Source organism: Variovorax sp. YR634, from assembly GCF_900106655.1.
Taxonomy (GTDB): Bacteria; Pseudomonadota; Gammaproteobacteria; order Burkholderiales; family Burkholderiaceae_C; genus Variovorax.
Genome location: NZ_FNOL01000025.1, coordinates 1 through 26,678, shown reverse-complemented (window position 1 = coordinate 26,678; position 26,678 = coordinate 1). Strand labels below are relative to the sequence as shown.

The 26,678-nt window shown below is 68.1% G+C and carries 18 protein-coding genes; all 18 read right to left on the bottom strand.

The genetic code is table 11. The features are described 5' to 3' along the window. Positions 1–5: 5 nt before the first annotated feature. Positions 6–482, bottom strand: coding sequence for a DUF6484 domain-containing protein (locus BLV60_RS28940; protein ID WP_093058754.1), 477 nt, complete (start codon positions 480–482; stop codon positions 6–8). A 3-nt stretch (positions 483–485) separates the two neighbouring features. Beyond that, positions 486–2,831, bottom strand: coding sequence for a type VI secretion system Vgr family protein (locus BLV60_RS28935; RefSeq protein ID WP_093058753.1), 2,346 nt, complete (start codon positions 2,829–2,831; stop codon positions 486–488). Between the two features lie 74 nt (positions 2,832–2,905). Further along, positions 2,906–3,301, bottom strand: coding sequence for a DUF4150 domain-containing protein (locus BLV60_RS28930; RefSeq protein WP_093058752.1), 396 nt, complete (start codon positions 3,299–3,301; stop codon positions 2,906–2,908). A 21-nt stretch (positions 3,302–3,322) separates the two neighbouring features. Then, a complete protein-coding gene (locus BLV60_RS28925) occupies positions 3,323–3,937 on the bottom strand; it encodes a DUF3540 domain-containing protein (protein ID WP_093058751.1) in 615 nt (204 codons plus the stop codon). A 52-nt stretch (positions 3,938–3,989) separates the two neighbouring features. Beyond that, complete coding sequence (locus tag BLV60_RS28920; protein WP_093058750.1) at positions 3,990–5,042, bottom strand: pentapeptide repeat-containing protein; 1,053 nt, start codon at positions 5,040–5,042, stop codon at positions 3,990–3,992. After that, positions 5,039–7,636: a DUF2169 family type VI secretion system accessory protein gene (locus tag BLV60_RS28915; protein ID WP_093058749.1), complete on the bottom strand. Its 2,598-nt coding sequence runs from the start codon at positions 7,634–7,636 to the stop codon at positions 5,039–5,041. The genes BLV60_RS28920 and BLV60_RS28915 overlap by 4 nt, the downstream gene beginning before the upstream one ends. A 12-nt stretch (positions 7,637–7,648) precedes the next feature. Beyond that, a complete protein-coding gene (locus BLV60_RS28910) occupies positions 7,649–10,456 on the bottom strand; it encodes a type VI secretion system Vgr family protein (protein ID WP_093058748.1) in 2,808 nt (935 codons plus the stop codon). Positions 10,457–10,797: 341 nt separating this feature from the next. Further along, the gene (gene tssH / locus BLV60_RS28905) at positions 10,798–13,509 is read right to left on the bottom strand and encodes a type VI secretion system ATPase TssH (protein ID WP_093058747.1); all 2,712 of its coding nucleotides are present in this window, start codon (positions 13,507–13,509) and stop codon (positions 10,798–10,800) included. Further along, a complete protein-coding gene (tssG, locus tag BLV60_RS28900) occupies positions 13,506–14,570 on the bottom strand; it encodes a type VI secretion system baseplate subunit TssG (protein WP_256216773.1) in 1,065 nt (354 codons plus the stop codon). Before tssG ends, tssH begins: the two co-directional genes overlap by 4 nt. Then, positions 14,567–16,459, bottom strand: a complete 1,893-nt coding sequence (gene tssF / locus BLV60_RS28895) for a type VI secretion system baseplate subunit TssF (protein ID WP_093058745.1) — start codon at positions 16,457–16,459, stop codon at positions 14,567–14,569. The genes tssG and tssF overlap by 4 nt, the downstream gene beginning before the upstream one ends. Positions 16,460–16,466: 7 nt before the next feature. Further along, a complete protein-coding gene (tssE, locus tag BLV60_RS28890) occupies positions 16,467–16,982 on the bottom strand; it encodes a type VI secretion system baseplate subunit TssE (RefSeq protein WP_093058744.1) in 516 nt (171 codons plus the stop codon). After that, on the bottom strand, positions 16,975–17,814 hold the full coding sequence (locus BLV60_RS28885) for a type VI secretion system accessory protein TagJ (RefSeq protein WP_093058743.1): 840 nt from the start codon (positions 17,812–17,814) through the stop codon (positions 16,975–16,977). The genes tssE and BLV60_RS28885 overlap by 8 nt, the downstream gene beginning before the upstream one ends. 31 nt (positions 17,815–17,845) lie before the next feature. Continuing rightward, positions 17,846–18,403: a type VI secretion system tube protein Hcp gene (locus tag BLV60_RS28880; RefSeq protein WP_093058742.1), complete on the bottom strand. Its 558-nt coding sequence runs from the start codon at positions 18,401–18,403 to the stop codon at positions 17,846–17,848. Between the two features lie 54 nt (positions 18,404–18,457). Then, positions 18,458–20,551 (bottom strand): caspase family protein, encoded by a 2,094-nt coding sequence (locus BLV60_RS28875; protein WP_256329622.1) that lies wholly within the window; start codon positions 20,549–20,551, stop codon positions 18,458–18,460. Further along, a complete protein-coding gene (locus tag BLV60_RS28870; protein ID WP_093058741.1) occupies positions 20,548–21,720 on the bottom strand; it encodes a hypothetical protein in 1,173 nt (390 codons plus the stop codon). Before BLV60_RS28870 ends, BLV60_RS28875 begins: the two co-directional genes overlap by 4 nt. A gap of 27 nt (positions 21,721–21,747) precedes the next feature. Next, the gene (locus BLV60_RS28865; RefSeq protein ID WP_093058740.1) at positions 21,748–22,497 is read right to left on the bottom strand and encodes a hypothetical protein; all 750 of its coding nucleotides are present in this window, start codon (positions 22,495–22,497) and stop codon (positions 21,748–21,750) included. Between the two features lie 23 nt (positions 22,498–22,520). Beyond that, positions 22,521–24,149, bottom strand: coding sequence for a murein transglycosylase A (locus BLV60_RS28860; protein ID WP_176928993.1), 1,629 nt, complete (start codon positions 24,147–24,149; stop codon positions 22,521–22,523). Positions 24,150–24,204: 55 nt separating this feature from the next. Next, complete coding sequence (locus tag BLV60_RS28855) at positions 24,205–26,100, bottom strand: serine/threonine-protein kinase (protein WP_093058739.1); 1,896 nt, start codon at positions 26,098–26,100, stop codon at positions 24,205–24,207. Positions 26,101–26,678 lie beyond the last annotated feature (578 nt).

Below are 26,678 nucleotides of genomic sequence, written 5' to 3'. Positions count from 1 at the left end.
GTTCGTCAGTTGATGCCCACGTAGGCACCCTTGACGCGGTTCGCACCGCGCGAGCGCGTGAGCACGTAGTTGCCGTTGATCAACACTTTGCCCGCACGCGTGAGGACGATGCTGGCCTCGCCGCAGCGCAGCTCGATGCGCTCGCGCCCCTGCAGCACGACGCGCTCGCCATCCACGCGCGCATCGAGTGCCGATGCCGTCTCGGTGCGCAGCGGCTGCACGCGTCCGACGATGACCGGGTGCCGCACCTCGCCCTGCTCGAAGGCCACGACGATCGCCGCGCCTGCATCACCAGGCGCCAGGCCCACTGTCGAGAGCGCCTGCACCGGCGTCATGCCATCGCCCAGCGTGACCAGGAAGCGCCCCTCGGCATCGAAGCCGGCAAAGGCGGCCACCGCCACGCCCTGGCCCGACAGCTTCGACCAGGCCGCCACGCTGTGCAGCACGCTGCGCGCGCTCTGAAGATCGGTGTGGTCTTCCACGGCTCAGTCCTCCCCCAGGTTGGAGCCCTTGATCTTGATCGAGCCACCGGCCTTGAACGACGCGCTGCCGTCGGCCTTGATGGTGATCTTGGCGCCCTTGATGGTGATGCCGCTGGCGTTCATGACGATCTTGCTGCCGCCCGCCTTGAGCATGATGGTGGGCGCCTCGACCATGCAGATCGCGCCCGCCTTGATCTTGATCGGCCCCTTCGATGTCTCCGAGATCACCGCGGCCGACAGCTTGTGCGGACCGCCCACGGAGATCGACTGCAGCGCGCCCACGCTCACCTTTTGCACGCCGCCCACGCTCACCATCTGCGCGCCGCCAACGCTCACGGTCTGCACGCCGCCCACGTTGATGGCCTCGCCCGCGCCCACGCTGTGCATGCGGCCCGCGCCAACGGTGTGCGCCTCGGCCACAGAAATGGTGGTGGTCTGCATGCCATTCACGGTATGACTGCGCCCGCCGTTGACGGTCACGGTCTCGCCGCCGTTCACGGTCTCGGTGCGATGGCCGGTGATGACGATGGTCTCGGTGCCGCCCACCGTCTCGCTGCGGTTGGAGCCTATCGACACGGTCTGGTCGACGCCCACGTGCTGCTTCTGGTTGTTGCCCACGCTCTCCGAGTCATCCACGTCGATGGTGTCGGTGCGGCTGTTGTGCACGGTGGTCGTCTGGTTGTTCTCGACCGTGGTGTTCATGTCGTACTGGCCGTGGATGGTCACCTTCTCCTTGCCGGCGGTGTCGTCCATCGACAGTTCGTTGTAGCCCTTGCCCTTGTGCGTGTTCGACTTGATGCCGCTCACCACGGCGCCGGCCGGCAGGCCGAAGGGCGCCATCGATTCGCCGTTGTAGAAGCGGCCGACGATGATGGGCTGGTCGGGGTCGCCATCCAGAAAATCGACGATCACTTCCTGGCCGATGCGCGGGATGCTGATCGCACCCCAGCTCTTGCCGGCCCAGGGGTGCGACACGCGCACCCAGCATGAGCTGTTCTCGTCGTTCTTGCCGTAGCGGTCCCAGTGGAACTGCACCTTCACGCGGCCGTGCTCCTCGGTCCAGATCTGCTCACCGCTGCGGCCCGTGACGATGGCGCTCTGCGGGCCGGGCATGGTGACGCGCGGCGTCAGGCGCGGCGGGCGCCAGGGCGTGTTCAGCGGAATCACCGTGAGCAAAAAACTGCTGCTCGCGCGTTGGCCGGTACTCAGCGCCGGCGTCTCGGCGATCAGGTCGCCCACCAGTTCGCCCAGCCCGGTGTTGACGGGGTCGTCGGCCAGCGCGTCGTGCAGCACGACGTCGATCGAACGCTGGCTCTCGGGAAAGTTCGCGCCCTCGTAGCCGGGATGGCTCGCGACGAATGTGCAGGCCGCGATCAGGTAGTCACCGTCGCGCTTGCCGTCGGGGTCGCCCTTGAACGCGAAGCTGCGCCCGGCCGCCACGTCGGGCCAGCTGGTCAATGCCCAATGGCGTTGCCGCCGGCCGATCAGCTCGTCGAGCCGCAGCTGCGCGAGGTTGTCGGTGTCGTCGCCCGACTGATAGCCGCCCGGGAACTCGAACACTTCCAGGTCCGACAGCTCGTGCGTGTCGGGATCGCCCTTGTCGGCGCGCAGCTGCTTGCTGATGACCTTGAAGTCCCGGTCGCGCGACGCGAACTTGCCCGATTCGAATTGGCGCGAGCTTATCCAGCGCGTGATCTCGTTGAAGCGCCCTTCCGACGCACCGCGCTCTGCATGGTTCAGCGTGTCGGCAACGGGCAGTTTCTCGTGTGCCAGCGTGCTGCTGTCCGACAGGTACAGGGTGCCGGGCGCGTCGTGCGCGTCGAACCAGTAGTAGATGCCCTCTTCTTCCAGAAGGCGCGAAAGAAACTGGTAGTCGCTCTCCCGGTATTGCACGCAGTACACGTGGGGCTCATGGGGGCCGACCACGCCGCCCGCCTTGAGCTTCTTGAGGCTGCCGATGGGGCTGTCGTCGAGCACGGCATCGATCACGCCCAGCACCGGCTTGTTCTGCAGGATGCGTGCGTTGACGCGCTTGCTCAGCAACCAGAACCACGAGCGCAGGCTGATGCGGTATTCGAGGAAGCGCCCACTCTGTGCCACGCGCGTGAAGCGCACGGCATGCCCCTGGCAGTGCCGCTTGTGAGTATCGCCATCGGCATCGGCGAATTCGATCACGACGTCGAAGGAGCGGCCCAGTATGTCCGCGGCATCGATGCTTTCGTTGTCGGTCAGCACGGTGAGTTCGTAGGCCGAGGGGCGCGCCAGCACCTCGTGGCCCACGATGCGCCAGAACATGAGCTTGTCGACTACGGGCGAATCGCCCTGGATGCTGAACTTGTGATCGGCCATGCTTCCCGTCCCTTTTTTTTGCGTTCCCCTCCCTCGCGAGCCGCACCGCCGTGCGGCCGCGCAGCTACCTCCGCCTACGGCGCCAGCAACAGCACCAGCGGCTGGCTCGGCACCGTGCGCACACCGGGGCAATTGGTGCTGTTCTGCAGCGACGTGCTGGTAAGCCGCGACGCGGGCATGCCCATCCACAGCACCGTGAAGGCGCCGGTGAGATGGCGGCTCGGCCCCATCACCGTGCCCGAGGCCACGCCCAGCATCACGCCCGGGTTGTCGCCGTTGGTCATGGGAATGGTGGTGCCGAGGTTGTGCGCCGGCCCGCCCATGATGAGGATCGTGGGGCAGTTCGGAATCGCCATCGGCCCCATCGCGATGTTCGGATATGGCACCGGAATGGGCGACGGCGCAGCGGGCGTGATGCAGACATCGGGAAAGCCCATGTCGGTGCCCATCAGCTGGCAGTTGGCGAACATTTCCTGTTCTCCCTTTTCGCTTCAGCCGAAGTGGATCTGCGCGCCGCGCGCCTTGATGAGCTCACGGCCGTTCACCAGCGTGTGCTCGCCTTCGAGCCGCAGCAGTTGCTTCGCCTCGCACTCCAGATGCGTGGCCGCCACGCGGTCGATGCCGTCGGTGGTGCGCAGGTAGTGCTTGCTGAAATGCTGCACGCGGTCCATCACCGAGGACAGCACCGAGCCGACCAGCTTGATGCCAGTGCCCACCACGGTGAGCTGGCGGCCGACGACGTCTGCGGTGTCGGCGGCCAGGCGCGTGCGCTGGGTGGCCACGTCGAGCTCTTCGGCCGCGAGTTCGAGCCGGCCGCCCTCCACGGCAATGCGCATGTTGTTGCCTTCGCAGCTGACGACGTTGGCAGTGCCTTCCTCGCGCTGCAGCACGGCCATGACCCAGACCTCGTCGGGCGCAATGCGCAGGCAGGCAACGCTGTCGCCAGCGGCGGGTTCGAGCAGGCAGCTCGCCGCGCGCCGCGTGCGAAGCCGCAGGCCACCGCTGTCGACGACGAGCGCCCCGACCTCGTCGAGGCCGAGCACGCCCACACACCATTGGCCGGTGATGGCCTGGGCGGGCGCTGGTTTCAGGCTGCTTGTCTTCATGGTGTGTTCCCTCCGTTGCTTGGCTTCGATGTGGTGTGGCTGCGATGTGGCGTCATGCGACCAGCGGCTGCCAGCGCTCGGATTTCTCCAGCTCCGGGTCGCTCTCGATGGCGCGTGCGCGGTCGGTCATCTGCGCGTCTTCCGTATTGGCGCCATGCAGCACGGTGCGCATCAGCGTGGCGTGGCGCAGGTCGGCGGTGCCCAGGTCGGCATGGCGGAAATCGGCATAGGTGAGTTCGGCGCCCGTGAAGTTGGCGCCGCGCAGCTTCGCGCCCGCGAAGTGCGTCTGGTACAGGTCGCAGCCCGAGAAGTTGGCCTGCGGCAGCACGGCCCCGGTGAACAGCGCCTGCCTCAGCTTCGCGCCGGAGAAGTCGCACCCCGTGCCGCCCGCCTCGCAGAAGATCGACGAGGGCGCCACCGCCTTCGCGAACTTCGCTCCATCGAGCCGCGCGCCCTGGAAGTTGCACTGCCGCAGCACGATGCCGCTGAAGTCCGCGCCACCCAGGTCGGTGGACGAGAACTGGCAACCCTCCAGCTCCAGCCCCGCGAACGACATGCCTTTCAGCGAGGTCTTGAAGAACACGTTGCGCAGCATGCGCGCCCCGGTCCACGTGAGGTGCGACAGGTCGCACTCGTTCACCGCGGTGTAGTGCCAGCTGGTGTCGTCGGCGCACACGTCCAGCAGCACCGACTGGCTGAACACCGCCGAGTCGAGCTGCGCGCCGCGCAGCACCGCATGGTCGAGCCGGCACTTCGCGACGGTGGCCATGGTGAGCACGGTGCCGGCCAGCTGCGCGTGCGTCAGGTCGCATTCGGTGAACACCGCACCGTGCAGGTTGGCCTCGCGCAGATCGACGTGGTCGAGCAGGCAGCGATTGAACACAGCCTTGCGAAGGTTAGCGCCCGAGACGAGCGCGCCGCGCAGGTCGCACTGGTCGAACACGGTCTCGCGCAGGTCTGCTGCGCGCAGGTCGGCTTCGGCGAAGTTGACCTTGGAGAACACGCCGCCGCCCAGCGGCAGTTTCGCGAACTGGCCCTTGCGCAGGTCGAGGCCTTCCAGCGTCTCCCCGACGCCAACGGCAATGGCGAGCAGTTGCGGTGTCATGCTGCAGCCTGCTGTTCAGGAGTGAGCCTGGGCCACGTGCGCGCACGCTGGAGCAACGCGCCGTCGAAGCTGGTCGATCCGTCGAGCCGCACGCGGCTGAGGTCGGCACCGAAGAGGTTGCTGCGCCGCAGGTCGGCGCCGCGCAGGTCGGCCGACTGGAACACCGCGTCGCTGAAGTTCACGCCCGACAGCAGCGCGCCGGTGCACACGGCCTTGCGCATCAGCACGCCCTTGGCGCTGGCCAGCCGCAGGTCGGCCCCGTCGAGCCGCGCATCGCAGAGGTTGGCGCCGTCGAGCACGGAACGCACCAGCTTCGCGCCGCGCAGGTCCGAAGCGCCGAAGTTGAAGTTGCGCAGGTCGGCCAGGCCCATCTCGGCATCGGCGAGGCTGGTGCCCTTCACGGCCACGGCGCCGGCGCACTTCGCGCCCATGAGCCGGGCGGCGTCGAGCTTGCAGGTGACGAAGGTGGCGGCTGCGAGCGTGGCGTCGTGCATGTCCACGCCCGTGAGGTCGCATTCGATGAAGTTGCAGGCCGACAGGTCGGCCTCGGGCCAGCGCATGCCCTTCAGGTCGAGCTTGTGGAAGACCTGGCCCGCGAGCAGTGCACCGGTCCAGTCTGCCTCGCCCCAGGTGGTTTCGAGCAGTTGGGCCTTCGTGAAGTTGGCGCGCCGCATCTGCGTGCCGCCGAAGGCGCAGTGCATGAGCATGGCCTGCGAGAAATCGCAGCCGTCGAACACGGCGCGCGCGAGCCGCGCCTTGCCAAGGTTGGCCTCGCGAAAGCTGACACCGATGGCAATGGCGCCTTCCAGGTTCGCATGCGCGAGCACCGCCCCCGCGAAAGTGGCGCCCGAGAGATTGGCATTGCTGAAGTTGGTGCTCTCCAGCCATGCGCCTTCGAAGTTCACCTCGCGCAGGTCGAGGCCAGAAAAGTCGGCGCCCGTGAAGTCGGCGCGCGAAAACAGCTTGATGCCGGCCGCGATGGCGCGCGTCATCTCCGCACGCAATACCGCTGCCGCATCGGCCGGCATCGCAAAGGCCGGCGGCTGCACATGCGCGGACTGCAGGTAGCCCTTGCGCTGCACTTCCTCGAGTTCGCAGAGCTTGGGGAACATCGGCGTCAGGTCGACCTTGCGGGTGCTACCCGCCGCCTGCGCCTGCATCTCGGCCAGATGCTTCTCGGCGTTGTAGAGCGGCGGCCCGCGGTGCTGCACCTTGGCGAGGTCGATGCGGTTCTGCTCCGCCGCTTCCAGCGCCTTCTCGAGCACGGTCAAGGCGTCTTCGACGGCGGCCCAGCCCTGCGCGTTGGCCTCCTTCATCTTCTTCTCGAGGTACGGGGGCAGCTCATCGCCCACCGGCACCTTCTCGCGCGGCGGCATCCTGATGCCGAGCGCGTCGGGGTCCTTGCCCATTTCCACGGCCTTGTCGCGCGCGAATTCGACATCCATCTCCGCGCGACGATACTGCGCCTCGCCCTGCAGGCCGTCCATGCCGAACGGCGCCTTGGCGGCTTCCACGTCGGGGTCGAGCGTGCTGATGCCTTCGGGCAGCAGGTCGCTGTCGATGATGGCGTAGACGGGGCCCATCTTCGGGTCTGCGCGCTTCGCGGCGGCCTCAAGGTAATGCGCGTCGCTGCGCGGCTCGCCGGTGCGCTCTACCGCGCCCATCAGGCTGGCCACGTCGGAGCCGTCGTCGGTACCGACCTCGGCCAGCCCCTGGAAGATCGCGATGCAGCGCTCCGCATGCGGGAAGAACCACACGGTGGTCAGCCGCAGCGGCACCTCGCGCACCTTGGGCTCGCTGCTGCCGGCAATCCTGTAGCCGACGAACACGCGCGCGCGCAGGCCCGGCAGGCGGCCTTCGATGCGCGGCTTTTGCGGGTGCATGTTGTCGAAGGCGAAGGGCTCGTCGCCGGCGAGAGGCGCGGCCATCCACTGGTCGGGAGGCGCGAGGTTGAAGTAGCGCCAGTCGGTGTCGGGCGCAAAGCCCGGCGCATGCAGCTTCAGGTAGTCGGCGTCGTAGGTGCCGCGGTACTGCGCGCGCTGCGGATGCATCAGGTCGAGCGCGCCGAAGCCGGCCGGCGCAATGGCCTGGTCGGGCCTCAGCAGGCGGTCTTGCGGCAACTCGGTGTTCGGCAGCCACAGGACGCCGTCGCGTGCCTGCCGGCCCCGTCCTTGCGGGTTCTGCGCGAAATCGGCACCGCCGTATGCGGCAGCCCAGTCGAGCGGCAGCGACTCGAAGGGCTGCGGCGCGGTGGTGCGGGTGCCCTCCCAGTGCCGCTCGCCGAAGACGAGCAGCGTCTTCTCGCACGCGCCGAAGCGCGCGCGCACCGCGCAGGCATCGGGTCGGTCGGCCGGCGCGAAGGCCTTGCCGTGCACCAGGAACTCGGGCGTGAGCTTGGCAACGCCTTCGTCGATCAGCGGCTGCGCCATTTCCTTCGCAAGAAAGGACCACATCGACTGCTCGGCCCACAGCGTGCCGCGCTCGCCCTGCGCGAACGGCAGGTGCAGGTACGCGCTGACGCTGAGTCCGAACCGCTTGCGGAATTCGATGGGCCGCGTCGAGAGGCCGAGCGCCTGGGGCTTGAGGACTTGCATTCGGCGTCCCGGCTAGTCGTCTTCGGGCTCGCGCTCTGCGGGCGGCCGGGCCGAGCCGTCGGGCTCGACGGCGTTGTTGACCTTGCCGAGATCGGCGGTGCCGCTGGGGTCACTGGTAAAGACCTCCGCGATCGGCAGCCCCAGCCCCATGATCGGCACCAGGCCGAGGATGGCGTCGAAGCGCCGGTTGCTGGCCTTGCCCGCCAGCGACCGAAGCCGGTCTTCCAGGCTGTGCAGGCCTTCGGCATGCGCGTCGTCGGCGGCCTTGCCCAGGGCCTCGGCCGCATCGGCGTACTGCTTGAGCGTGGCGCCGATGTCGACATAGGCCGAGGCGGCGCCTGCCACGGCGGCCAGGCCGCCGGCCACCGCGGCCGCCCCGGCGCCCGCGCCACCGGCGCCCGGCGTGAAGGTGTGCAGCGCCGATTGCTTGACATCCATCGCCACCGCCGCGATGTCAGGCGCCGCGCAGTTGGTCAGCTTCACGCCCGCCGTGTTCTCGATGTTCACGCCCAGCACGTTGGCCATGGCCAACGCCAGCGCGTTCTCGATGCTCATGCCGATGAAGGTCGAGCGGGTCACGCCCATGTTGGCTTCGCTGTTGGTGCCGATATAGCCGCTCGAGTTGGAGCCCAGCACCGTGGTGTTCGAGCCGATGGAGGTGGCGTTGATGTCGCCCACCGCCATCATCTCGATCTTGGTGTTGCTTATCAGCTTGATCTTGTCGGCCATCAGCCCCAGCGGGCCGCTGGGCACGGTGATGTACTTGGAGTTGGAGCCCGTCACCAGCCAGTCGATGTGGGCGGCCTCGAAGCTCATCTTCGCGGCCTTGTAGGTGACGTTGCCGCTGACGGTGATGGTCTGGTTGCCGGTGACGTTGCGGGTTTCGCCGGCGCGCGAGGTGTCGGTACGCGCGCCGGTCACGTCGCTCAGGCTGGTGCCCGTGACCATGGTCTTGTCGTCGCTGTCGACGAAGGTGGTGCGAGTGCCAACCACCTGGTTGTTCTGCTTGCCCTTGACGGTGTTCTTCTGGTCGACCACCACCATGTTGGTGTCGTTGCGCGTGACGGTGCTCTTGCGGTCGCGGTCTACCAGGCTGGTCTGGTCGCGCTTGACGGTGACGGTCTGGTCGCGGTCGATGGTGGTGGAGTCGTCGCGCTCCACGCTGCGGCTCATGTCGAGCTCGGCGTGGATGTTGATGTTCTCCTCGCCCTTCTTGTCCTCGAACATGATCTCGTTGTAGTTCGCAGGGCCGCCGCCGGGCGTGGAGCGGGTCTTGAAGCCGCTCTGCGTGGGCGACTTGTACGGAATGGGCTGCTCGTCGTTGTAGACGCGCCCGACGATGATCGGCCGGTCGGGGTCGCCGTTGAGAAAGTCGACGATCACCTCCTGCCCGATGCGCGGAATGAAGTAGCCGCCCCAGCCCTTGCCGCCCCAGGGCTGCGACACGCGCACCCAGCAGGTCGACTTCTCGTTGCTCTCGTCGTAGCGGTCCCAGTGAAAGTGCACCTTCACGCGGCCGTGGTCGTCCACGTGCAGCTCGTCACCCTTGGGGCCGACGACGATGGCGGTCTGCGGGCCGGGCATGGTCACGCGCGGCGTGAGGCGCGGCGCGCGGAACAGGCGATCGGCCGGCATCACGGTGAGCAGGAAGATGCTGTTGCCGGTCTGCGCGGCGGCCAGCGCGGGCGTGGCGGCGATGAGCTCTTCGAGCACCGGCAGCGTGTCGGCGTTCACCGCGTCGTCGCGCAGCACGTCGGCCAGCGCGTTGTGCACGGGCCGCGCCGCGGCGCTGGCGCTCACGCCCTCGTAGCCTCGGTGGCTGGCGACGAAGGTGCAGGCAGCAATGACGTAGTCGCCGTTGCGCGTGCCGTCGGGGTCGCCCTCGTACTTGAAGCCGCGCCCGGCGGTGACGTCGGGCCACGGCGTCACGGCCCAGTGGCGGTCGCGGCGCGCGTTGAGTTCGTCGCCGCGCAGCTTGGCGCGGGTCTCGGCTTCGTCGCCGGTGAAGTAGCCGCCCGGAAACTCGAACAGCTCCAGGTTGGCCAGCTCGTGGTCGTCCGAGGCGTCGATGTCAGCGCCCAGCTTTTTCTTGATGGCCTTGAAGTCGCTGTCGCGCGAGGCATGCTTGCCGGTGTCGAACTGGCGCCCGCTGACCCAGCGCGAGATTTCATTGAAGCGCGGCTCGGCGGCGTTGGTGGCCATGTGGCGCAGGGTGTCGGCGGCGGGCAGCTTGTCGTGCGCCATGTCGCTGGCGTCCGAAAGATGCATGGTTCCGGGGGCGTCGTGCGCGTCGAACCAGTAGTAGATGCCTTCGTCTTCGAGCAGGCGCGAGAGAAACTGGTAGTCGCTTTCCTGGTGCTGCACGCAGTAGCGGCGCGGGTTGTGGGTGCCGACGACGTTGTCGGCCTTGGTTTTCTTGAAGCGCTTGATGGGGCTGTCCTCGAACACGGCATCGAGCACTTCGAGAACTTTCTTTTCTTGCAGGATGCGGGAGTTGGCGCGCTTGGTGAGCAGCCAGAACCACGAGCGCAGGGTGATGCGATATTCGTAGTGCCGTCCCATGTGGCCGGCGCGCACGAAGCGCACGGCATGGCCCTGGCAATGGCGCTCATGCGTGCCGCCGTCGGCGTCCTGGAACTCGATGACCACGTCGAAGGCATGCCCGAGGATGTCCTTGGCCTCGATGGCCTTGTTCTGCGAGATCACCGTAAGCTCGTAGGCCGACGGACGCGCAAGCGCCTCGTGGCCGACGATGCGCCAGAACATCAGGTCGTCCTTCGCGGGTGAATCGCTTTCTATGCGGAACTCGTGGTCGGCCATTTTTTTCTCTTGATGGTGGTGGCGTGTCAGTCAGTCAGTCAGTCAGGAAGACATTCGGGGTGCGTGCGAATGGCACCGGGTACTCCCCTCCGCGAATGTCCCCCGCCTTCGGCTCCTCCTTTATTTCGCTGCGGGGAGCACCCGATGCCATTCGCACATGGACGCGGCTGTGGTGCCGGCCGCTCACCCACCGCTGCGAACAACGATCACGCCGATGGGGTGCCTTGCGCAGCGAAATAAAGGAGGAGGCCGCAGGCCGGGGGACATTCGCGGAGCAAGGCACCCCGTCGGCGTGATCGCCCCCCGAACCTACGCAGCGAATAAAAGAGCAAGACGACATCTCAGTCGAACGCGTAAGTGAAGTCCGCATCCTTCACGTCCAGCGCAACACGGCGGATCTCCCCACCAGAGGCCAGACGCTGCAGATACTCGACAGAAATCGTAGGCAGCACGGTGTTGGTAAGGATCGCGTCGATCACGCGCCCACCCGACTCCGGGTCCTGGCACCGCGCGACCACCTGCTCGACCACCGCTTCGCTGTACTCGAAGGGCACGCCGTGGTTGGTCTCGACGCGCTTCTTGATGCGCCCCAGCTGCAGCCGCACGATCTTCTTCATCATCTCGGGCGACAGCGGGTAATAGGGAATGGTGACGATGCGGCCCAGCAGCGCGGGCGGGAACACCTTCATCAGCGGCGCCTTCAGCGCATCGGCCAACGCGTTGGAGTCGGGCAGCAACTCGGGGTCGCGGCACATGCTCATCACCAGCTCGCTGCCGGCGTTGGTGGTCAGCAGGATGATCGTGTTCTTGAAATCGATCATGCGGCCCTCGCCGTCTTCCATCCAGCCCTTGTCGAACACCTGGAAGAAGATCTCGTGCACGTCGGGGTGGGCCTTCTCCACTTCGTCGAGCAGCACCACGCTGTAGGGGCGGCGGCGCACGGCCTCTGTCAGGATGCCGCCCTCGCCATAGCCCACGTAGCCCGGAGGCGCGCCCTTGAGCGTGGAGACGGTGTGCGCCTCCTGGAACTCGCTCATGTTGATGGTGATGATGTTCTGCTCGCCGCCGTACAGCGCCTCGGCCAGCGCCAGCGCGGTCTCGGTCTTGCCCACGCCGGAGGTGCCGCAGAGCATGAACACGCCGATCGGCTTCTGCGGGTTGTCGAGCCGCGCGCGCGAGGTCTGGATGCGGCGCGCGATCATTTCCAGCCCGTGCTTCTGGCCGATGACGCGCTGGTTGAGCGTGTCGGCGAGCTTGAGCACCGCCTCCACTTCGTTCTTCACCATGCGGCCGACGGGGATGCCGGTCCAGTCGGCGACCACCGAGGCCACGGCCTGCTCGTCGACCGAAGGCAGGATGAGCGGCGACTCGCCCTGCACCGCGTGGATCTTGGCCTGCAGCTCGTGCAGCTCGGCGAGCAGCGCGGCGCGGTCGTGCGCGGGCTCTGCCGCGGCTGGTGCCGCATCGGTGGCAGCTGCAGCCGCAGGCGTATCCACTGGCTTGTTGCCTGCACGCAGCTTGCTGCGAAGTTCGAGCAGCCGGTCGACCAGCCCTTTTTCTTCCTGCCAGCGCGCATTCAGCGCATCGAGCTGCACCTTCGATTCGGCCAGCAGCGCGGTGACCTGTGCTGCGCGCTTGGTCACGTCGATGCCGATGGCTTCTTCGCGGCCGATGATTTCCTGCTCGACCGTGAGCCCTTCGATGCGGCGCATGCAGTCTTCCACCTCGGGCGGCGTCGCGTGCTGCGACACGGCCACGCGCGCGCAGGCCGTGTCGAGCAGGCTCACGGCCTTGTCGGGCAATTGGCGAGCGGGAATGTAGCGGTGCGACAGCTTCACGGCCGCCTCGATGGCCTCGTCGAGCAGTTGCACGCGGTGGTGCTTCTCAAGCACGCTGGCCACGCCACGCAGCATCAGGATCGCCTTGGTCTCGTCGGGCTCCGGCACCTGCACCACCTGGAAGCGACGGGTGAGCGCCGGGTCTTTCTCGATGTACTTCTTGTACTCGGCCCAGGTGGTGGCACCGATGGTGCGCAGGTTGCCGCGCGCCAAAGCCGGCTTCAGCAGGTTGGCCGCGTCGCCCGTTCCTGCCGCACCGCCCGCACCCACCAGTGTGTGGATCTCGTCGATGAACAGGATGATGGGCGTGGGCGAGCTCTGCACCTCATCGATCACCTGGCGCAGGCGCTGCTCGAATTCGCCCTTCATGCTCGCGCCGGCCTGCAGCAGGCCGATGTCGAGCGTGAGCAGCTTCACGTCTTTCAGCTGCGGTGGCACGTCGCCGCGTGCGAGGCGCTGCGCAAAGCCTTCGACCACGGCCGTCTTGCCGACGCCGGCCTCGCCGGTGAGCAGCGGATTGTTCTGGCGGCGGCGCATGAGGATGTCGACGATCTGGCGGATCTCTTCGTCGCGGCCGGTCACCGGGTCCATCTCACCCTTCTTGGCCTTCTCGGTGAGGTCGACCGCGAACTTCTTCAGCGCATCGCCCTTGCCCATGGCGGCTGGAGCCATCGCGCCCGAGTCTTCGCCGGGTGCGCCGCTGCCCATGCCAGTGCCGTCCTGCGCGCGCATCTGCGATTCGGGCGAGGCATCGCAGATCTTGGCGAAGTTGTCGGCCAGGTCTTCGACCTTGACCTTCTCGAACTGCTTCGACAAGCCGAACAGCGGGTTGCGCAGGCTCTGCGTCTTCAGCATGCCCACCAGGATGTAGCCGGTGCGCACCTGCGCTTCGCCGAACTGCAGGGTGGCATAGGTCCAGGCGCGCTCGATGGCGTTCTCGATGTGCGGAGAAAAGTCGCTGATGGCAGTGGCGCCGCGCGGCAGGCGGTCGAGCGCGGTGGTCATGTCTTTCGCAATGACCGACACGTCGAGCCCGTAGTGCTGGATCACGCGGTGCAGGTCGGAGTCCTGCGCCTGCAGCAGCTGGGCAAACCAGTGTTCCAGCTCCACGTACGGATTGCCCCGCATCTTGCAGAACACGGTGGCGCCTTCGATGGCCTTGTAGGCCAGCGAGTTGAGTTTGCCGAAAAGGGCGGTGCGGCTGATTTCACTCATGAGGGACTCCGTATCTCTTCTGAACGAATGAAGATGGGTTTGTTGAAAGACTGGTTGCCGATGCGCACGTCCGCTGCATCGCGCGAACGCTTGCGCTGCCCGAGCCACGACACCCAGCCCAGGCGCGGTGCATTGCCCTTCGCGTCGCCAAGGCGCGTGAGCGGAACCTGCGCCTTCTCGAGCACCAGCTCGGCGTCCCACTCGAGCTCGTCGCCGAGCAGCTGCTGCATCCAGCGCTGCAGCACGGGGCGCGCATTTCCGATGGGAAGGAACATCCGGTACTGCTCCAGCGTGAGCGGGCCCAGGTGCAGGCGCACGCGGTGCTGGCGGTCCCAGGCGCGGGTGCCGAGCATGGCGCCCATGCCCATGGAGCGCGAGCTCTCGCCCTGCCCCAGCCGCGTGAGCTCTGCCACCGGCAGGCTCATCCAGTGGCCGACCCAGCGCTCCAGCTTCACGGGCACGCCGAAGTAGCTGCACAGCACCGACTCCACGCTTTCCACGTTGTGCACGCGGCGCGCGAGCCAGCCCGAAAAATGCAGGCGCGCGTCGTCATGGATCTCGTCGCGGTCCACGCGGCCCGGCGTGCCGATGCCGACCAGCGCACCGACCTGCAGGCGGAAGCGGTCTTCGCCCGGCCGGTCGAGCGCCACGGCCGGCCGCGACTGTGCCCACGCGCGATAGAAGTGCAGCGAGAAGCGGTGCGAAAAGCTGTCCAGAAAGGCCAGCCACGTCGGGTCGCCATGGTTCAGGCTGCGCTCGCGAATGAAGTCGCTCAGGTGCACCGGCAGCGGACCATTGGGGCCGATGTAGCTGAAGAAGTGCTGGCGCAGGCGCGGCGGCGAATAGGCTGTGGCGGGCTCGAAGCGGCTGAAGCTCGCGGGCGCGAACGACAGCGATGGCTCCTGCCCCACGCGCACCGGCTCGGCGCTCGGCAGCAGCGCGCGGCCCCAGCGCGGCGTGGTCTTCGCGACGGACTCCAGCCGGCGCATCACCGCGAAGTAGTCGAACGACCACGGCTCCGCGGACCACCCGCGCAGCGCGTTGTCGACGCGGGTGCTCACAGAATCTGTCGCGTCCCGCACAGCGGCCTCCAGCGCATGGTCTCGCCCTTGCCCGCGATGCGCAGCACGGTCTCGACGAAATGGTTCACCTCCACATGGCGCGACAGGAAGCGCGCCAGCACGGCCCCGAACAGGAAGGCGCTGTGGCCATGAAAGGCGTCCTTGTCGACTTCGAGCGTCACTTCGAGCCCACGCCCGAAAGCGATCGGTCCCTTCAGCGGCAGGCGGCGTGCAACCGGCTTGCACTTCACCGACAGCAGGCCGCGCACCTGGCCCTGGCGCATCTCGTCGGCATGCACGGCATAGAGCATCAGCGTTTCGCGCAGCGCGGCCGCGCCCTGCTCCGGCGTGCTGTCGGACAGCGACAGGTAGTTCAGCGCAAGGTGATCGACCACGCGCCACCCCAGCCCCTGGCTCACCACCGGCGACACCGGCCGCGACGGCCCGCGCACCATGCGCACGCGCTGCACGGGAAATGAATCGACGCAGTCGAAGTCGTTCTCGCGGCCCAGCGGCATCAAGAGCGGCAGGTCGCGGTTGGTGCACAGCGCCGTCACTGCCAGCTGCCGCAGCGTGGCCGCATACGGCGCCTGCTGCGGATCGACGATCTGCATGTAGACCTCGGAGCCGATGTGGCTGCTGCGGTTGCCCTCGGTGCGCTGTCGCACCGACAGCATGCGCGGCTCGCGCGTGGTCGTGAAGTAGGCCGGGTGGCTGTTGCGGCTGCCGTGAAAGGCCGAATAGAAAGGCCTGAAAGGCTGCTCGGCCGCGACCGCATCGGCACCGGGCGCGCCGTGGCCGATGACTTCGGTGATGGTGTGCACCTCGAAGTCCTGGGGGCGCGTGCGATCGGGCACCAGGTGGAACTGGCTCACGCCCTCGGTCATGGGCACGCGGTCGAGCCGCTTGCTGAACAGGTTGACGGCGGGCACGCAGTGCAGCTGCACGTTGTCGGCGCTCACCAGCTTTTCGAGTGCTGCGTCGCCGCGCGAGAACAGCAGCACGATTTCGACGTCGGTCACCGGCATGGCCGCGAGCAGCGCCTGGAGCCCGCCGATGCGCACGAACTGGAAGCGCTGCGGAAACGCGAAGTACTCCTGCAACAGCCGAAAGCCCGAGAAGCCGGTGGCGGTGGTGGGCAGCAGCGCTTCGTCCTCCTCGAAGCCGACCGCGCCGATGGCGCTGGCCGGCAGGCTCTGCGCCACGCCTTGCAGCACACCACCGGGCGCGAGCGGCCGCACCAGCACGCCGATGGGCTGGCCCAGCGCGCATTCATGCAGTTGCCAGGCCACGTCTTCGGCACCGCCGAAGTGCAGCACCAGATCGTCGAGAGCGATCTGGCTGAAGTTCAGGCCGGCCGTGGCATGCAGCGCAATGCGCAGGCCGCCGCGGATGGCGCGCGATTGCGAGTGCGTGTTCAGCGGCAGGTCGGGCGCGTAGGTGAAGTACTGCGCGCGCTGCACTTCGATGGGCCAGATGCGCAGCGCGCTGGCCGTGCGGAATTCGCAATGCGTGTTCTGACCCACCGCCTGCCGTGCGCGCAGTCCGCTGCCGCGCGGCAATGTCGGGCCGGTCGCAAGGTTCGCGTCGTCGGGGTCGGGCACGAAAGACACGACCACCATCGCCGGCGTGGGCGAAAGAAAGTGCGGATAGACGATGTCGAGCAAATGGCCCGTGAAGCGCGGGTACTCGGCGTCGAGCTTCAGGCCCACCCGTGCCGAAAGAAACGCCGTTGCCTCGATGAGCCGCTCCACATACGGGTCGGCCACTTCCTGGCCCTCGATGCCAAGTCGATGCGCAATCTTTGGAAATGCCCGCGCGAACTCGGAAGCGCTTTCGCGGAAGTAGCGCAGCTCCTGTTCGTACAGGCTCAGCAGCCGAGGGTCCATGCGGGACTCACCTTGGGTTTTGCGCCATGTCCACTATCTCGATGCGTCCTTCTTCCAGGTCAACGCGGCTTCGCATCAGGAACTCCAGCGGCACGGGCTGTGCCCACAGCATGCCGCGTATCTGCAGGCCGATGCTGTTGTGGGAGTCCAGTGCCGGGCCTTCCATGACGAGTTCCACTTCGAGTGTGCGGGACAAAATGCGCGGCTCGAACTGCAGGATTGCGTTCTTCAAAGCCTGTTCCATGCTGACACGCTGCACCGACGAGGTGAACTGGCCAGACAGCATAGGCAATCCGTAGTTGATGACCGAGCGCGCCGCATTCGGGTATTGCTTGTCGTCCATCGAGAGGCCGTAGCCGGTGGCGTTGAACAGCCAGCCGAGGTCGCGCAGCACGGCCTGGCGCAGCGCCTGCTTGGTCAGCGTGCGCTTCTCGTCGCCCTCGCGCTTTTCGTCGGGTGCGTTGTCGACGAGGCGATCGAGCAGCGAGGGCTGCAGCCGCTCCTGCGCGGTGAGCTCAGCCATCGACGCTGCCCTCTTCGGCTTCGCCCGCCGAGGTGTCCTCAGCCTGCGTGAACAGGATCTCGCGCACGTCCATCAGCGCGTACTCGCCCGCGTCGCTGCCGAGCACGCGCTGGCCGTAGCCGGCCCAGACTTCGGGGCGCAGCTCGCGCCACTCGGTCTTGCGCGCGAGACGCAGCTCGCCGTCTTCCACCTTCTCTGTGCCCTCGTAGCGCGTGGGAATCAGCGCAAGGGTTTCACCGCCGTTCTCGAACTGCAGGTGCGCGGGCATCCACACGCAGTCGCGCAGGTCTTCGGGCGGATCGATCTTGATGTGCGCGAGCCGCGCATACGGAATCCAGTAGTACTTGCCGTTGACGAAGGCTTCAAGCACCGGGCCCAGGCGCATGTCGGCATCGGCCAGCCATTCGAAGGGCGCGCCGTCGATGGTGCCGCTGATGGCGGGCGCGCCGTCGAAGGCGCGCTGGCGCAGGTCCTCGGCCAGTTCGCTCTCGCCGCGGCCCTGGCGCAGCAGCGACTCGATGAGCAGCGCCAGCCATTGGTCGGGCTGGCCGAAGATCATGGGCGTGCGCGTGCCGGCGAACACTTCGGCGCGCAGGCCCTCGCAGCGCACGGCCTCGCCGTAGACCTGTTTCATGGGCACGGCGAGCGCGTCGAGCTCGGCCGCAACGGTCAGCTGGTTGAGCGCGCGCTCCCACTGCCCGAGCACGCACAGCAGCTGCGCCATGAACACGCGGTGCTTGCTGTCGGAAGGCTTGGCGCGCACGTCGTCGCTCAGGGCCTTGAGGGCGGCGGCCGGATCGGCGGCCTTGAGGAATTCGGCGGCGGTCGTCATGGTGTGCGGCTCCTGGGTGGGGTGATGAGGCTCAGGCGCGGGTGAACTGGCATTCGCGCACCGCGCCGCGCAAGCCGGTGGTCTTCTGCGGTGCCGACTTGACCTTCACCGTGCGGTAGCTGATGGAGATCAGCTCCGAGGGCACGCCCCAGTGGCCGCCGGAGTTGAGCACCAGCCGGCAGATGCGCGCGTTCTCCAGCACCAGCTCGAAGGTCGACTGCGCATCGGGCGAGCGCTCGTCGCCGCCCGACTTGAAGGCGCTGATGACGACCTTCAGGTCTTTTTCCTGCGCGCGCAGCAGGCTGGCGATGGTGGCGGTGGCCGCATCGCTGCGACGCGCAACGATCAGGTTGTTGGGCACGACCTGGTTCTGGCTGGAAGACTCGGGCACCTGCACCGACCAGTAGTAGCCGCCGATGTTCATGCGCGCCTTGCCGTCGTCGAAGGGGCGGTCGAGCTCGCCTTCGACTGGCGCACCCTTGTTCTCGATCAGCATGACCAGGTCGGTTTCGGCTGAGCCGGTGCCGATCAGTTCGTAGAACCGCTGGGCGTCTTCAGGGCTCCAGGAGCCGTCGTCTAGAAATGCCATATCACCTCCGGAAATCGAAACAGGAAAAGGAAACCGTGATCTCGGACCGCGCTGTCATGGCCGGGCTCCGCCGTCCGCTGCGCCGCTGCTCCTGCGCAGCAGGGCCGCGAACACCTGCCGCTCGCCGCTCTCCGCCGGCGGCTGGCCGCCGCGCACGCGCACTTCCGACACATCGGCCTGCGCATAGGCCACGCCGAACAGGCGCGGCGCGCTGTAGGGCGTGGCGGGCACTGCCATGACCAGCAGGCGCGCGTCGCCGGCGGCATCGAGCCACGGCAGGTCGAAGCGCTTGACCGAGGGCTGATCGGGCGTGCCGCGCTTGAAGCGGTTGGTTTCGCCGACGAGCTCGTCGGGGTAGACCGACTGCAGGTTGCCGCGCGCGTCGATGCCGGCGATGACGAGATCGAGCGAACGGCCGCTGGTGTTGCGCACGTTCAGGCGCAGGCGCTCGCCGGCGCGCAGCGAGGGCAGCGCGTTCGCCGCTTGGGCCTGAACTTGAACGATGGGCGTGCTGCGCAGCATGCGGTCAGCGCTCCACACTTCGAGCGCGGCATCGAAGCCGTCGAGCTGGCCATCCTTGCCGTAGGCCTGCAGCTGCGCGAGCCACTTGAGCTGCGCCAGTACCTGCAGGCGGCGGCGCAGCGCGGCGGTGTCGGGCAGCACCACGGTGGAGACAGTGGCGCCGAACAGCGGCGAGAGCAGTTCGAGGCGCTGGCCCGAGGGGCCGAGGTCGGTCCAGCGCACGTCGGCAGTGGCCGCATCGTCGGCCGGGCGGATCGCAGCCGGGTAGTCGAGGCTGAGGCCGGCGGGCAGCGGCTTGTCGGCGCGCACGCGCAAGGCGGTGGCGGCCGGTTCACTCATCGGCGTGACGCTCCAGAACGCAGCGCCCGACACATCCTTCAGCGCCGCCGGCACGGCCAGCCACGCGCCGCCGAGCTTGATCTGCGACACGGTGGCAGGCGCGCTGCGCACGGCGCCGTCTTCGAGCGTAGCGAGCACGCGCAGCTCCTGCTGCTGCGCGAGGCCGTCGAGCAACCCGGCCTTGATGGCCAGGCTGTCGCCGCTGCGTTGCGCGCGCCATACGGGGCGCGTGGATGCGGGCGCGCCGCTGTTGGCGAACAGCGGCGCATCGAGGTTGCCTTCGGCCACCGGAGACGGCAGCTCGCGCGTGGGAAAGCGCTGAGCGAGCTCTTCGATGACCGGTGGATACTGCGCGAGCACGCCGTCGAACAGGTCGCGCCAGGTGGCGGGCTTGCGCGACAGCGCTTCGACCACGGCCCAGGTCAGCAGGCCCTGCGGCCGGGCATTGCGCGCCTTGCGGGGCAGGCGCAGCTCGGGCGTGATCTGGTGGCTTTCGGACGCGAAGAAGGCGACGTAGCGGGCGCGAGGCACGGCTTCGGCCGGCACGGGTGGCGTCTGCGGTCGCGCGGGTGGTGCCCCGCCGGTCAATTGCGTCACGCGCAGGCCGCGCCAGCGCACTTCGTCATCGGGCGGGCCTTCGGCTGTGGCGGGTGCATCGGCCGTGCCGCGCGTCATGGAGTTGGCCGAGCAGGTGTCGAACACCGAGGCGACGAACACGTTCTTCGCGAGGAAGGACTGGATCCACGCGTCGAAGTCGACGTCGCGCAGGTCACCCGTGAGCACGTTGTCGCTCCCGAGTGTGCCGCGCACGTCGCGCGCGAGAAAGTTCTCCGACAGCCCATCGGGCTCCTGGTAGCGCTTGGCGATGTCGCGCAGGCGGGTGCCGTGGCCGGAGAAGTACAGCAGCACGAAGTCGCCGCTCTTCGACTGCGCGAGCAGCCTGGCCAGCGCGTCGTGGATGGCTTGCGATTCGGGTAGCGCGGCGCCGCTCACGCCGTCGGCGAGCACTGCGATGTCGGGCGCCGCGAAGCCCTGCCTGAGCAGCGCGTCGCGCATCAGCATCACGTCGTTGCGAGGCGCCTGCAGCCACAGCGCCTGCGGCTGGTTGACGAGTTCGGAGACGCCGACGAGCAAGGCGCGCTGGGTGGCGAAGGCCAGGGTGCAGCAGGCGAGCAGCCACAGCACGAGCAGCACCTGGAGAAAGCGCAATTGCGTGACGCCCTTCCCCTTGGGCCGCAGGTGAAGGTGCAGACGGGCGGCATGCCCGAGGGCCGCGGCGCGTGTCATGGCCGCTGCTCCCCAGCCGGCCCGGCTGACTCGACCAGCGGCGAAGCCGCGAGCACCGCCAGCGCATCCACTGGCTCCGGCACCCGCAGCCGCCATACGCCATTGCCACCCGGATCGCCCGGCCCGCCCACCACGTCGGCCGATATCGATTGCAGCAGCCGGTCGGCCTCGTCCATGCGCACGCCGGCTTTCCAGCGCACCACCAGGTCGGCGCGCGCCGGCGCGGGTGCGGCTGGCACGTCGCGGAAGCGCACCTCGTCTTCCTCGGGAGCACCGCGGCCGCCGAGCAGCCCGACGTTCTGGATCACCACGAACAGCGCCAGCACCGCGAAGGCCGGGCGCGTCCAGCCTTCCGCGCCGAACCAGCGGCGGATGCTGCCCCACCAGCCGCCTTCGGGACGGGGCTGCGGCCGTGCAGGCGATGGAGCGGGAGAAGAAGAAGCCTCGTCGCCCTGCGGCCGCGTCAGCGCCTTCCCCAGCTGCAAGCCCACGTCGCGGTACAGCTCCTGGTAATCGGCACGCGGGTCCTGGGGCCCGAGCGGCGTGCCCGACAGCACCGAGAACACACCGCCCACGTCGCGCAACGCGATGCGCCCCGGCTCCGGCGCAATGGCGAGCGATGCGTGCGCGGCCCACTCGTCGTGCACCGCGCGGATCGCGGCGAGCCGCGTGGCCGAAACCTCGCCGAGCACGCGCGCGCAAAGCTGCGGAGCAGGTGCCAGCGTGAGCACGTTCCAGGCCTGGATCACGCCGAACATCGGCTCGAAGGGCTCGTCGTCAGGCTCCAGCAGCACGTCGAAGGCAGATGCCCAGTCGGCCTCGCCGGCGGCCATCCAGCCCTGCCAGAGATCGCCCTGGATGCAGCGGTCGAGCAGCACGCCGAGCAGCCGCCCTTCGTGCACCACGCTGACAAGGCGGCCCGGCGCCCAGCGGGCCGGAAAGGCGCGCTGGGCGACAGCCTCGCGGCGCCGGGCCAATTCGACAAGAGGCAGCAGCAGGTCGGATGCGGCAGCCGCCGGGGCCGGTGCAGCGCCCGTTGGAGGGGACGTGCCCGGCATGGCCACGGTGGCCGCGCCGGGTGCGCTGTCCGGCGCATCGTCGGGCACGGCCGCGCCGGTTTCCAACGCGTGGCGGATCACGCTGAGCGGGGGCCAGAGGTCGTGGGTCATGGCGTCTGTTCCTGAATGGCTATGTCTTCAGGCATAAGACGCTTCAGCACCGAGGATTTTGAAAACCTGCAGGATCGCCGCCATGTTGTCGGGCTCGATGGCGATGCCCAGCGTCTGCTGGAGCCAGCCGCCGATCCGGGTTTTGGCGTAGTCCGCGGTCAACCCCTCGCGCTTGTGCACGAGGCCGAGCCGGCCCGCGCGGTAGTGATAGGAAGCAATGGCGTGGCGCGAGGCGATGCCCGACAGCCCGCCCTCGGCCTCCTTGCCGAAGCCCTCGCACAGCAGCAGGCGCTCGGGCTCGGGCAGTTCGGCGATGAAGGCGCGCGCGGCCACTTGCACGGCCTGCGCGCTCAGGCCGTGCTCGGCCAGGCAGCCGTCGAGGTCTTCGCCCGCGCCGATCTCGTCTTCGAGCTGTGCCTCGGTGATCTGGTCGCCGATGGAGAGCTTGCGGCGGAAGGAGCTGGCGCGCGTGCAGTCGATGAGATAGCGGCGGAAGTACGCGCACAGCGCAAAGGCGGTGGAAGGCGCGCTGTGGCTCGCGCGTTCGTCGGCTTCGTCCGGGTCGGCATCGAGCCGCAACACCTTCACATAGATGAACTGCGCCACCAGCTCCTGCCGTCCCTCGCCCAGCACCTGCAGCTCTGGCGGATTGCAGGCCACCAGCGCATCGCCCACGATGCGGTACATGGCGCCCATGTCGTTCGGGGACAGCGTCTGCCGCCGCCGCCAGAGGCGGACGAGCTCACTGCTTTCCGCGGACGAAAGGGTTTCCTGCATGAGGAGTCAAGGCGCCCGATCGATCAGTCGTCGACGCAGCTGCCCTCCGAAGGCACCAGGCACTGCGGCAGATTCGCGCCCACCGGCCCGCCGCGCGTGCGGATGGCCGACGACACCGCGGCCTGCGCAACGGCCAGGCCGCGCGGCAGCAATATCCACAGCTGGCCGCGCTCCTTCATGCGGCGCGCGTTGGTCGCGGCCTGCTGGCCGTTGCCGAAGAAATAGTCGGCCCGCACCGCGCCGCGGATGGCGCCGCCGGTGTCCTGCGCGATCGTCAGGCGCTGCATCGGCGCGCCGCTGCCGGGCGTGCGCGTCGACACGAACACCGGGTAGCCCAGCGGCGTGCTGCGCGGATCGACCGCAATCGAGCGCCCCGCCGACAGCGGCACGCCGAAGGCGCCCACCGGGCCGCCCACGGGCGAGGTCGATTCCTTGAAGAACACATAGCTCGGGTCCTTGATGCCCGAGCCCGACACCGCGCCGGCCGCGCGCCGCCCCGGCACCACGACCGGGCCGCTGGCAACGGGCCGCGCGAGCGTGAAGCCGCGCGTGCGGATGGTGCCGCTGTCGACCGCGCCGACATCGTCGTCATCGCCGTCGTCCAGCTGCAGCTCGATGGACGAGCCGCGCACCTTCACCGGGCTGCGCGGCTTGCCGTTGGCGGCCTGCGCCAGCGTCGGGCGGAAGGGCTGGCCGTTCTGCTCGGCGTAGGCGACGCGCACGATGTCGCCGTTGGCCAGCTTGATGCGCCCCGAGCCCTGGATCTGCATTTCGTACAGCGCGGTGGCGCTGCTCACGAAGGCCAGCACCTTGGCGTTGGGGGCGCCCTTGGTCTCGATTTCTTCGCGCGTGTAGTACGGCAGCAGCTGCTTGCCCTCGACCCGCAGGCGCACCTTGCGGTCGAGCGTGTCGCGCGAGATGGCCGAGAGGTCGAGCGCAAAGAGGCCCGGCGCGCCCATGTCGCGCGTGCTGAGGCCGGTCTGCACCACCACGTTGCGCCCTTCCACGCGGGCCGCCACCGTGCCGTTGCCGGCGGGCAGCTTGCGCGCATCGGCGAACAGCATGTCGTCGGGCTGGCCGTACACGGGGTAGATGAAAGGCGCGCCGTACTGGCGGGCGCCCGCGATCTCGGGCTCGAAGTAGCCGGTGACCACGCCGTCGGGCTTGCGGTCGTCGTCGCGAATCTGGTAGGCCGAGAACTCGCCCTCGAAGAAGCCCCGGATGGCGTTGTTGTTCTTGCCGTCGACCTTGAGCGCGCGGTCGCACACCTCTTTCCATTCGGCGCCGCGCCCGGTCAGCACCTTGCAGCTGCCGAGAAAGGCGGGCCAGCTTTCGGAGAAGTCGTCGCGTGACCAGCCCGGCACCGAGTCGAAGCCAACCGAGGTGTAGGTGGCGAGTTGGGTCGAGAAGGTGCGCGCCTGGCCGGCCACGCTGGCGCCGGTCGGCGGTGGGCGCGAGGCGCTGCTGCTCGTGCCGGCGGTGTCGGTCGTGGCCGCGCCGGTGCCCGTGGCGGCCGGTGGCGGCGCGGTGCAGCCCGCCAGCGAGGCGATGACGGCAACAACGGCGGCAGTAGCGGCCCACTGGAGCACATAGTTGAGGCGCTGTTGCAGCTGCTGTTGTCGTTGCTGCTGCAGTGCTTGCGAGGTGGTCATGAAAGTCTCCTTGTCCGGAAAGTGGCGACCCGAGGGGCCAACGCTCTACAGACGATTACTTCTCGACGATTTTGAAATTCCCGACGCCATAGACGTCGTTGCACGGGGCGCCGGGTGCGCACACGGGTTTGCCCAGCAACGGCGAGGGGCCGGTACCGCGCGTGGCTTCGAGCGCGGCCAGCACCGGCAGCGGGAACACCGGGAACACGCCGTCGTTCTGCACGCCGGCGGCACTGAAGTCGCGCTCGTGCTCGCTCACGAGCACCGCGAACTGGTCGGTGCCGGCCGGGCCGCCCGCGTCCATCGGCCACGAGGCGCGCGGCAGAGAAAGCGAACCGCCCGCGGTGATCTTGTTGTACTTGTCGAGCAGGTTCGGGAACAGCAGGAACATCTCGCCGCCGCTGGACAGCAGGAACACGTAGACAAAACCTTCGCGCTTGCTGCGCACCTCGAAGGCAAGGCGGTCCTTGCCGATGGCGACTTCGGCCTTCTTCGGCGTGGCCGTCACCTCGAAGCCGGGCGCGGCGCCGGTTGCGAGAGATTGCAGCGATTCGGCGGGCGTGCGCGGGGCCGGAGGGGGCGGTGGTGGTGGCGGCGGTGCTGGAGGAGCCTCTGCGATCTTTGTGTCGGGTGGCGGGGCCGGCGTGGTGGTGACGACATTCTTGTCATCGGTGTTCGTGTTGCCGCCGGTGCGGCCCTGGAACCACCACCAGCCGCCACCAGCCGCGGCTGCGAGCACGGCGACCGATACGAGTGCGGCAACGGTCTTGTTGCTCTTGCCCCCGCCGCCGGTGGGCGCGGGCGCGGGCGCCGGTGCCTTGCCACCTGCCTTGCTCTTGCCGCTCGCGATGACTGTCGCAGCGTCGGCATTGCTGCTGTTGCCGCTGCGCGCACCCGAAGGCGGCTGCGTGCGCGGCGTCGGCGCGATGCTGTGCCCAACTTCGAGATCGAGCGCGGCGCGCAGCTCGGCCATCGACTGCGGCCGCTGCTCGGGCCGCACGCCGAGGCCCGCATCGATCGCCTCCAGCAGCCGCAGGCTGTAGCGCTGCCGCAGGATCTCGTTGCCCGCAAGCGGCACATAGCTGTCGGACAGCAGCCGCGCCACCGAAGGCGGCGGCGCGCGACCGCACACCGCCACGTGCATCACGGCCGCGAGCGCATACACATCGGTCCACGCGCCCTGCGACATGTCGGGCATCTCGGCGTACTGCTCGATGGGGGCATAGCCGGGCTTGAGGATGACGGTGATCGCCTGGGTCTTGTCGGTGATCACACGGCGCGCGGCGCCGAAGTCGAGCACCACCGGGCGGCCCGAACCTTCGAGCAGGATGATGTTGTCGGGGGCGATGTCGCGGTGGTAGCAGTTGGCGTTGTGCATCACCGCTAGCGCCTGCGTGACGCCGTCCATGATGCGGATCAGCCAGGACTCGTCTACGCCTGCGGGGATGGCTACCAGGGCCTCTCTCAGCGTGTCGCCTCTGTAGAAAGGCATGACCATGTAGGTGGTGCCTTTTTCTTGCCAGAAGCGGTAGACCTTCAGGAGCGACGGGTGGTCGAACTGGGCGAGCAGGCGGGCTTCGTTGATGAAGCTGCGCATGCCGAGGTCGAAGGTTTCTCTGTGGCGTTCTGACAGGGGGACTACTGTGCCGTCGTTCTGTCTTGTCGACAGTGACGTGGGGAGGTATTCCTTGATTGCTACTACGCGTTCCAGCGTGTGGTCCCACGCCTCGTAGACGACGCCGAAGCCGCCTTGGCCTATGACTCTTGTGACTTCGAATTCGGCCAGGCGGCTGCCTACCGGGAGCAGGCCGGCGTCTGTGCTTCCCGTGGCGGGGCTGGTGACTGGGGTAGCGCCTGCGGTGATTACGGTCGCGGCCGTGTCGCCGGTTGTTGTTGTCGGCTGACCAGGCTTGGGGACTACGCGGGTGCGGTCGTCGTTGGAGTCGGTCATTGACTGGCTCCTTTGTTGAGTGTTTGCTTCCCGAGGCCGGGTCTCGGCCCGGCGGCCGACCTACTTTTCTTTGCTTCGCCAAAGAAACGTAGGCAAAAGAAAGGCGACCCCACTGTCTGCGACCCCTTCGCTGCGCTACGGGGCAACCTGCGGTGCTCGCGTTTCGCGGGGTCCGCAGAACTCGCTTCGCTCAAACAGCTGCGGCCCTGATCCGCGAAACGCTCCGCTCCTCGGCGCAGCCAGAGGGGAGGTGGAGACAACACGGGCCATCGCTTCGCTCGGCACGGTGCGACTGCAGGCGCGCAGCGCCTGCAGTCGCGCTGGGGGCCGAGCGCAGCAATGGCCCGCCCGGTTCCCCAATCCCTTCTGGTTGCGCCGAGGAGCGCAGACGTAGGAGGGATCAGGGCCGCAGCTGTTTGAGCGAAGCGAGTTCTGCGGCCCCCCTCCGGAGTCGAGCACCGCAGGTTGCCCGTAGCGAAGCGAAGGGACGCAGACAGCAGGGTCGCCTTTTCTTTGCTTGGCGGTTTCAAGTCTGAAGTGCAACACACTCGATCCTCAAGGGAAGAGCTTGCATGAAC

Coding starts and splice junctions, on each gene's coding strand:
- BLV60_RS28935 (WP_093058753.1), bottom strand. CDS start 2,831: ATGGCCGATCACAAGTTCAGCATCCAGGGCGATTCGCCCGTAGTCGAC.
- BLV60_RS28930 (WP_093058752.1), bottom strand. CDS start 3,301: ATGTTCGCCAACTGCCAGCTGATGGGCACCGACATGGGCTTTCCCGAT.
- BLV60_RS28925 (WP_093058751.1), bottom strand. CDS start 3,937: ATGAAGACAAGCAGCCTGAAACCAGCGCCCGCCCAGGCCATCACCGGC.
- BLV60_RS28920 (WP_093058750.1), bottom strand. CDS start 5,042: ATGACACCGCAACTGCTCGCCATTGCCGTTGGCGTCGGGGAGACGCTG.
- BLV60_RS28915 (WP_093058749.1), bottom strand. CDS start 7,636: ATGCAAGTCCTCAAGCCCCAGGCGCTCGGCCTCTCGACGCGGCCCATC.
- BLV60_RS28910 (WP_093058748.1), bottom strand. CDS start 10,456: ATGGCCGACCACGAGTTCCGCATAGAAAGCGATTCACCCGCGAAGGAC.
- tssH (WP_093058747.1), bottom strand. CDS start 13,509: ATGAGTGAAATCAGCCGCACCGCCCTTTTCGGCAAACTCAACTCGCTG.
- tssF (WP_093058745.1), bottom strand. CDS start 16,459: ATGGACCCTCGGCTGCTGAGCCTGTACGAACAGGAGCTGCGCTACTTC.
- tssE (WP_093058744.1), bottom strand. CDS start 16,982: ATGGCTGAGCTCACCGCGCAGGAGCGGCTGCAGCCCTCGCTGCTCGAT.
- BLV60_RS28885 (WP_093058743.1), bottom strand. CDS start 17,814: ATGACGACCGCCGCCGAATTCCTCAAGGCCGCCGATCCGGCCGCCGCC.
- BLV60_RS28880 (WP_093058742.1), bottom strand. CDS start 18,403: ATGGCATTTCTAGACGACGGCTCCTGGAGCCCTGAAGACGCCCAGCGG.
- BLV60_RS28875 (WP_256329622.1), bottom strand. CDS start 20,551: ATGACACGCGCCGCGGCCCTCGGGCATGCCGCCCGTCTGCACCTTCAC.
- BLV60_RS28870 (WP_093058741.1), bottom strand. CDS start 21,720: ATGACCCACGACCTCTGGCCCCCGCTCAGCGTGATCCGCCACGCGTTG.
- BLV60_RS28865 (WP_093058740.1), bottom strand. CDS start 22,497: ATGCAGGAAACCCTTTCGTCCGCGGAAAGCAGTGAGCTCGTCCGCCTC.
- BLV60_RS28860 (WP_176928993.1), bottom strand. CDS start 24,149: ATGACCACCTCGCAAGCACTGCAGCAGCAACGACAACAGCAGCTGCAA.
- BLV60_RS28855 (WP_093058739.1), bottom strand. CDS start 26,100: ATGACCGACTCCAACGACGACCGCACCCGCGTAGTCCCCAAGCCTGGT.